The sequence below is a fragment of the Pseudoalteromonas sp. TB41 genome, from assembly GCF_000497975.1.
Lineage (GTDB): Bacteria > Pseudomonadota > Gammaproteobacteria > Enterobacterales > Alteromonadaceae > Pseudoalteromonas > Pseudoalteromonas tetraodonis.
This window is the reverse complement of sequence record NZ_AUTH01000030.1, coordinates 1-6,059: the sequence shown is the minus strand read 5'-3', so window position 1 is coordinate 6,059 and position 6,059 is coordinate 1. Positions and strand designations below refer to the sequence as shown.

Genomic DNA, 6,059 nt, shown 5'->3' with positions numbered 1-6,059 from the left:
TCTTCATTTAATAACGTGGCTTGTAACCCGCCTAAGTAATCGGCCAAGCCATACACTTGTTGCACGGGGTCATATTGGCGAACCCAAATAATGTCGCGCTTTTTATATTTTTTTACTTGGCTATTACGCTCAAGCACTACCGCGCCACCATCACCGCCAACACGGGTACGGTAACTAGGTAGCGGAAACAACCTAACAATTTGCCCAAAGCCATTACGTATTTTTAATAGTGCCACATCGCCAAATTGCACCAGGTTTAAAAAGCCCGCTTGTACTTGCTGTGCACTCATACCACCGCTAATAAAACGGCTCGCGGCCATGTTTGCACGGCTTTGCACTATGCCGCCGTGCTGGGCGTTACGCCGTGTTAAGTTGGCTAATAAATGGCGGTCTACTGGCGGCTCCCAGTAATTATCCATATCGTTATAAAGCAGCGAGTCGTAATCGGTTAGCCACATGTCGGGCATTACTTGCTCAGGCAAGCCAAACACAACGGGCGCATTTTGTTTATTTTGTTGATCGTGCGGCTGGTCAGTTAACTGCTCAGCGTTTTGGTCTAATTCTGCATGGTCCATCGTGATTTTCTCTTATGTGCATGGTTAAGGGGTTCGTTAATAACAGCGTGGCTAATAGCAAAAAATACGTCTGCATGGCCTATGGTGTTATCTCGGCTGGCTTTAAAGGTTATGGCACCGCCCGACTCGGTACTGGTGCGGCGTATTGAAAGGCAGCTCATAGCTATATCTTTATGGGATGCATCCCATTCAAGTCGGCCACCTTCAATCAGGTCGATCATTTTAAGTACTAAGCGGGTTTTACTGCCTACGCTGTAATGTATGGCGGTGGCTTCACGCGGGTAAAGTGTGGTGAGTGAGTCAAACACCCCCGCGCCAATGCCGGTGGTATCTACACCAATATAAGTAACGCGATACTTAGCGTATATTTTTTGAATTTCGCTCACGTGGTGCGAAAAGTTCATCCCGCGCCAATAGTGTTTTTCAAGTATTCTAAATTTTTCGCCCGATATTTCAGGTGGGGCAACCACCACTAGTGCAGCGTTATCGCGGGTGCGTGATGGGTCGTAACCTAACCACACCTCACGGTTACCGAATGGCTGCACAGCATTGGGTTTGTGATCTTGCCAGCGGGTGGCATCAACCATGGCTTTTTCAAGGTCGCTGAATTTAAATATACTGTCGGCATCGTCCACAAATATGCACATAAACAGGTTATTAAAATCATCGGCATTGTATTCATCGCGCAGTTCTTCAATGTCGAATAACTCACAGCCACCGCGCAAGGCATCTTCAATGGTAACTACATAGCGCCATTGCTTATCGGGGCACAGCCTGCCGTTATCGCGTAATTCATCAAAGCTGGGGAACTCAATTTCTTCGCGTTCGGCGCGCCCTTGGCGCCAGTGATCACCCGTCCAAAATGTATAAGCAGGGTGCGCTTTAGTCGACGGGGTTGAAAAATACGTTTTACGCCACTTTTTATGCGTGGCCATGGCGCTGGCTAATTTGTTTAGCTCGTTAAACTTACCAATCCAAAAGTATTCATCTACATAAACATGGCCGTGGTAACTTTGCGCGGTTTTGCTGTTGGTACTTAAAAACCGTAATTCGGCATCACCATGGGCGGTGTGCAAAGTAATGGGATTACCGGTTAGCTCTATTTCAAAAAACTCATGTGCAATGGCAATTATATAACTGCGGAACACCTCAGCCTGTGCGCGACTAGCAGAGAGGAATATTTGCGGGTCGCCACTTAATACCGCATCTTTAAACGCCTCACCTGCAAAGTAATAGGTTGCCCCAATTTGGCGGCTTTTTAAAATATTACGAATACGCTGGTGCAAGTTTTCGTGCATGGTTTTTTGGTAACCAAATAACGAGTCGTACCAGGTGCCAAAGTCTTCAGCAGTTAAATGGCTAACATCATTTTTACGCTTACGGCCTTTGCTTTTTTTATTGTCTGCGCCGCCACCTTTATTGTTTTTATTACTGGGTTGGTTAGTGCCGTGGAGTTGCTCTGCCTGTGCTGCTTTTTCTTGCTGGGCGCGCTGTTTTTTAAGCTTCACATGCTTTTCTATCAGCATGTCGAGCTCTTTTATTTGGTTACCTGTTTTATCGCTTACATCGGTGAGTATTAAAATTCGCCGTGCAATGGCTTCGTCTACGTCTTCTTCGCGCAGCATATCGCGCCAGTTGTATTTATCGGCCCAATAGTAAATAACACGGTTGTTTGGTAACGCCAGTTCCGCGCGTATTTCGTCGGGGGTGTGGTGGCGCAAATAAAGCCGTTTTGCTGCTTCGCGTATTTCCGGTGAATAAGCCATTACGTGGTATAAGTCGCTCGTAAAATTAATAACTAGCCACAGTGTATTGGTTTACAATAAGCTTATAACCGCATAAAAACCCTCATGTTTCCTAAAACCCCAATCTAGGAATTATCAAAAAGCTAACCAATGTATTCAGCCTTTTTTTATGGCTATGCTGCGTTTAAATATTAAGTAACGCGGTAAGCAAGTAATGGCAAAGCAATCAGGTTGGGTAATTGCAGCAACAGAAGGTGCAACAGTAGACGGGCGAACCATTTCAAAAGAGTGGATCACTCAAATGGCTGCATCGTATTCGGTTGATGAATACACCGCGCTTATTTGGCCTGAGCATTTTCGTTCAAGTTGGGGCCCAAGCGAAGGTAAAAACTGGGGCACTGTTGACGAAGTAAAAGCCGCTAAACAAGGTGGTAAATTACGTCTGTTTGTAAAAATTACCGCTAACGACTACCTACTAGCTGCCAACAAAGACGGCCAAAAGCTGTTTATGTCTATTGAGCCAAACCCAGATTACAAAAGCGAAGGGCGCTGCTACTTACAAGGCCTTGCCGTTACCGACTCGCCAGCCAGTTCTGGAACCAGCCGCTTAAAATTCTCTATTGGTGATAATGAAGTAAATCACGAATATAGCCAACTCGAAACGCTACAACACAGTGACTTTATTACCACCAATAGCGAACCAACTACCCCAAATAGCAAACACGCCAAAGCGCAAAGCTTAATGGCGCAACTATTTAGCTTATTTTCTAGTGATCAGCAGCCAGCCGATCAGCAAGATGAAATCACCGAGGAAGACACCATGAAACAAGAACAGTTTGACGCCCTCATGGGCAAGTTTGACGGATTAGAAACCAAGGTGACCGACCTTGAAAACAAATTCAGCAAACCACCAAAAGCCGAAGAAACCCCGCCATTAGAAGAGCCAAAAGACGACGAGCCCGAAGGTGATAAAGACAAGGCAGGCGTAACCGCTGAGCAGTTTAGCCAGCTAATGGAAAAAATGGACGGCTTTAGCAAAAAAGTAGACGGCATAGAAAGCAAATTTAATGCCCTTAGCGAAGAGCAAGGTGGCCAAGAGCCCGACCCAGTAGGCGGCGAAACCGTAGACCTGGTTTAACCAAACGCTTAACCACGTTTACCTTTATTAATGCATAACAGAGCGAGATAACGCATGCACTTAAATCAAACAGCCGCTGGGTTTTTACAAAAATACTCGGTGCAAGTAGCAAAATCATTTGGTGTAGAAGACGCATCACACAAATTTGCCATTTCAGACCCAATGGAAACCAAACTGCGCGCCGCGCTTTTAGAGTCGGTCGAGTTCCTGCGCATGATCACCACCATGCCAGTAGACCAAATTAAAGGTCAAGTTGTAAAAGTAGGTAACTACGGCATTGCAACAGGCCGTAAAGCCGGTGGCCGTTTTACATCAGAGCAAGGTGTTGATGGGCATACCTATGAATTGGTTGAAACCGATTCATGTTCAGCAACTACATGGGCGCTGTTATCTACATGGGCTAATGCCGGTAACTTAAATCAGTTTATGAAACTGATTAACCAAAATGCCACGCTGCGTTTTGCACTCGACATGCTGCGCGTTGGTTTTAACGGTGTATCAGCTGAAGCGACCACAGACCCAGTTACCAACCCAAATGGTGAAGACGTAAACAAAGGCTGGCATCAAATCGTTAAAGAAAAAGCGCCTGGTCAAATCGTGACTGACACAATCTATTTTGATCCTAAAGGTGCTGGCGATTACAAAACGTTAGACGCCATTGTAACCGAGCTTAAAAACACGCTTATTCACCCGTCATTACGAAGCGACCCGCGCTTAGTTGTACTAGTCGGTGCAGACCTTACTGCAGAAGCGCAAACGCAAATGATGAACCAAGCTGACAAGCCAAGTGAACAAGTCGCAGCCCAGCAAATGGATAAAAACATTGGTGGCATGCGCGCCTACACACCGCCGTTCTTCCCGGGTAAACGCATTGCTATCACTATTTTAAGCAATTTGCATATTTATACGCAAAAAGGCACCGCGCACCGCAAAGCCAAAGATGAAGAAGATCGCAAGCAATACGAAAACTCATACTGGCGTAACGAAGGCTACGCACTTGAAGAGTTTGAAGTCTATGCCGCGATTGACGAAAGCGCGATGGTTATTGGTCCCAACCCAGCGCCTTAATTATTAATTGCTAGGCCTAACCGCCTAGCTTTAACTCCAATTATTAAAAGGTAACCGTGCCATGAGTGCCATTGCTAATTTTAAAAAACGCCGCCTAGCTGAAAAAGCCAAGCAAGGTGCGGTGGCTGAAACAGGTGAAAAGCTTGTTGATACGTTGAAAGGTTTGGCTGATGAATGCAAAGAAAACACCGCGCTTAAACTGCTCGCGCAGCTGCTAGGTTGCGACGAATCAAAAGCCATTGAAACCGCACAGCAATACGTTGACCAAAACATCACATTTTTTTGTGAAGATGAACTGCCAACTCCGCATGTTGAGAGCGAAAAAGAACCGCTTGATGTTTCACCCGTTGAAGATGCAACCGACGAGCTAAACGAAAGCATTAACAGTGCAAACAGTGCGGCAGGTGACATTGAAAGCGCCGCAGATAAAGCCAGTGATGCTGCCAGCGATTTAGCCTACCAAGCCGACGATATTAACGCCGCAAATAGCGACTTAAAAGACACGGTTGAAGAGCTAAAAAAGCCGTCGGCGGCGCAAGAATCCTCCAATTCAAAGAGCAAAACCAAGCAAAAAAACAGCTCGAAAAAGTAAGCCTAACAGGCAAAGGGCAATACGCCCCAAGCCTGCACTTACAGCTTATTGAATTAGAAGACGACTTAAAACGCTTAAAAAGCTATGTAACCCGCGCCGACAAAATCACTCACAAACGTGATGTGTTATTGCCAAAGTGGTTACCCATTGTTGAAGACTATTTAGCAAAAGAAGGAAAGCAAAATGAAGACAACCCGATTTATGCGTACTGCACGATTTGGCTGTTTGACGTTGGCAACTTCGCTCGCGCTCTTGAGTTTGGTTTCAGAGCCATTGAGCTTAACCAGCCCATGGCTAGCAGCATTCGCCGCCAGTGGCCTGGTTTTATTGCCGACACTGTTTTTGAGTGGGCAAGCACCCAAGCAGAAAAAGGCAACAGCATTGAGCCTTATTTTAGCCAAGTGTTCAGCAAGGTTGCGAACACGTGGAAATTACCTGAGCAAGTTACGGCTAAGTACTACAAGTTTGCGGGTCTTGCGTTACTGCGCAGCAAAAACGGCGACATATCGCCATCGCATGTGGGCGACGTGCAACGCTTACAGCAAGCCGATGGCTACTTAGCCAAAGCCGCCGAACTGCATAAACACGCACAAGTAAAAACAGTAAGAAACAAAATAGCCATGAGATTAAGAGCCATTGCCGAGCTAAACGCCCAGTAATAGCCAAAGCTCCAAACCCTCCAGTGCACTAGCCGAGCGTTTAACGGGCGACCGTTAATAACCGCGTCGACGCTAACTGCACTGAACCCAAATTGAATAGGTATACGGTATGTCATTTGGATACGAAGCAACAGCACAAAACAGCATTGAAATAGATGCTCAAAGCGGCTGGCCAGCGTTAAGCACTGGCGAGTTTCGTGATCATCGCCGCATACCTGAGTTTTACGAAGAAACCGTAATAGCCGACTCATTAAACCGCAGCGCATTAGAAGTGCAGCAGCA

General features: G+C 46.2%; 5 protein-coding genes and 1 pseudogene. 4 read left to right on the top strand and 2 right to left on the bottom strand.

The annotated features are described in order from the left end of the window. Both L641_RS0104990 and L641_RS0104985 read right to left on the bottom strand, forming a co-directional pair. A pseudogene (locus L641_RS0104990) lies at nucleotides 1-575 on the bottom strand (phage portal protein); the annotation flags it as partial. Then, complete coding sequence (locus L641_RS0104985) at nucleotides 557-2,341, bottom strand: terminase family protein (RefSeq protein WP_024601304.1); 1,785 nt, start codon at nucleotides 2,339-2,341, stop codon at nucleotides 557-559. The pseudogene L641_RS0104990 and the gene L641_RS0104985, both read right to left, overlap by 19 nt. Nucleotides 2,342-2,534: 193 nt before the next feature. Here L641_RS0104985 and L641_RS0104980 point away from each other — a divergent pair, with 193 nt between their 5' ends. The 4 genes from L641_RS0104980 (at nucleotide 2,535) to gpM (ending at nucleotide 5,777) form a co-directional block, all read left to right on the top strand. Then, the gene (locus L641_RS0104980; RefSeq protein WP_024601303.1) at nucleotides 2,535-3,458 is read left to right on the top strand and encodes a GPO family capsid scaffolding protein; all 924 of its coding nucleotides are present in this window, start codon (nucleotides 2,535-2,537) and stop codon (nucleotides 3,456-3,458) included. A 54-nt stretch (nucleotides 3,459-3,512) separates the two neighbouring features. Continuing rightward, the gene (locus L641_RS0104975) at nucleotides 3,513-4,526 is read left to right on the top strand and encodes a phage major capsid protein, P2 family (RefSeq protein WP_024601302.1); all 1,014 of its coding nucleotides are present in this window, start codon (nucleotides 3,513-3,515) and stop codon (nucleotides 4,524-4,526) included. A gap of 61 nt (nucleotides 4,527-4,587) precedes the next feature. Then, nucleotides 4,588-5,118: a hypothetical protein gene (locus L641_RS22600; RefSeq protein ID WP_024601301.1), complete on the top strand. Its 531-nt coding sequence runs from the start codon at nucleotides 4,588-4,590 to the stop codon at nucleotides 5,116-5,118. Further along, the gene (gene gpM / locus L641_RS22820) at nucleotides 5,067-5,777 is read left to right on the top strand and encodes a phage terminase small subunit (protein WP_076916057.1); all 711 of its coding nucleotides are present in this window, start codon (nucleotides 5,067-5,069) and stop codon (nucleotides 5,775-5,777) included. Before L641_RS22600 ends, gpM begins: the two co-directional genes overlap by 52 nt. Nucleotides 5,778-6,059 lie beyond the last annotated feature (282 nt).